At 66.6% G+C, this 1,570-nt stretch carries 1 protein-coding gene; it reads left to right on the top strand.

The genetic code is table 11. The annotated features are described in order from the left end of the window. Window positions 1-125: 125 nt before the first annotated feature. Window positions 126-1,508 (top strand): IS1380 family transposase, encoded by a 1,383-nt coding sequence (locus tag IU459_RS37095; protein ID WP_440446561.1) that lies wholly within the window; start codon window positions 126-128, stop codon window positions 1,506-1,508. The last annotated feature ends 62 nt before the right edge of the window (window positions 1,509-1,570 follow it).

Raw genomic sequence — 1,570 nt, 5'->3', positions numbered from 1 at the left:
GCACTAGCCTCGGCCATTCATGCTTTTCCCGGCACTTCGTGTCGGGAATAGCGAAAAGGTGCTCTGACCTGCGATAATTCGACTTACTGAGGGTCGAAGATCGAGGTTGTAGGAGCACCTTTTCGGTGAGTCAGTCTATGTCGTGGTATCCGTCGCTGAAAGTTGACTCCGACGGTTCGGGGCTCGTGTCGCAGGCCGGGGCGGTGGCGTTATTGCAGACCGCGGCCAGTCTCGGGGTGGATCGGGCGCTGTCGGTTGCGTTGGCGCCGTGGCGCAAGTCGCAGGCGGTGCATGATCCTGGCAAGATCGTGCTGGATCTGGCGACCTCGATCGGGGTCGGTGGTGACTGCGCCGCCGACGTGGCGATGCTGCGGCGCTCACCGGGTGTGTTCGGTTCGGTGGCCTCGGATCCGACGGTGTCACGAACGATCACGACGTTGGCTGCCGATGCGCCGAAGGTATTGGCGGCCATCGCTTCTGCGCGTGCGAGTGCTCGGGCGGCAGCGTGGGCCCGCGCGGGTGAACACGCTCCCGATCACGGGATCGATGCCGAGCGCCCGCTGATCATCGACCTGGACGCCAGCCTTGTGGACGCGCACTCGGACAAGGAGCACGCGGCACCGACATTCAAACGAGGATTCGGCTTCCACCCACTGTTCGCGTTCATCGACCACGGCTGCGGCGGCACCGGCGAACCGGCGACGATCATGTTGCGGCCCGGGAATGCCGGAGCCAACACCGCCGCCGATCACAAACAGGTCCTGGCCGACGCACTGGCGCAACTTCCGTGGCAGACCGGCTATCGGGTCGGGCGGAAAGTGCTGGTGCGCACCGACGCTGGTGGCCGCACCCACGACTTCGTCACCTATTGCACCAATCGGCGGATGCAGTACTCGCTGGGTTTCACCCTCACCGAGGGCCTCGTCGCCGCGGTCAACGCCATACCTGAGCATGTGTGGACCCCGGCCTACGACGCCGAGGGGCAGGTCCGGCCCGGCGCCTGGGTCGCCGAGATCACCGATCTGGCCGATCTGTCGGGCTGGGCCGACGGGATGCGGCTGATCGTGCGCAAGGAACGCCCGCATCCCGGTGCGCAGCTCCGATTCACCGACCTCGACGGACTGCGGTTGACCGCGTTCGTCACCAACACCCGCCGCGGCCAGCTGCCCGATCTCGAGCTACGGCACCGCCGCCGCGCCCGCTGCGAGGACCGCATCCGCGCCGCGAAGGACACCGGCGCCCGCAACCTGCCATTCCACAGCTTCGACGCCAACCGGATCTGGCTGGCCATCGTGGCGCTGGCCCTCGACCTGACCACCTGGCTACAAACCATCGCGCCGCACGACCACCAGGCCCGCCGTTGGGAACCGAAAACCCTGCGCCTGCACCTGTTCTTGCTGCCAGCTCGCATCGCCCGTCACGCTCGCCGCACCTGGCTACGGCTACCACGCCACGCCCCACACAGTAACCTGCTCACCACCGCAATCGGTCGGCTGCAACCCGGCTGACCAGCACAAACCGCACCTACAAGACACAAGGACCACTCATCCCGGGCCCGTGGAACCCGGCA

It is taken from the genome of Nocardia amamiensis (assembly GCF_015477605.1).
GTDB lineage: Bacteria > Actinomycetota > Actinomycetes > Mycobacteriales > Mycobacteriaceae > Nocardia > Nocardia amamiensis_A.
The sequence above is the reverse complement of the archived record's forward strand: the minus strand, read 5'-3'. Positions and strand labels throughout refer to the sequence as shown.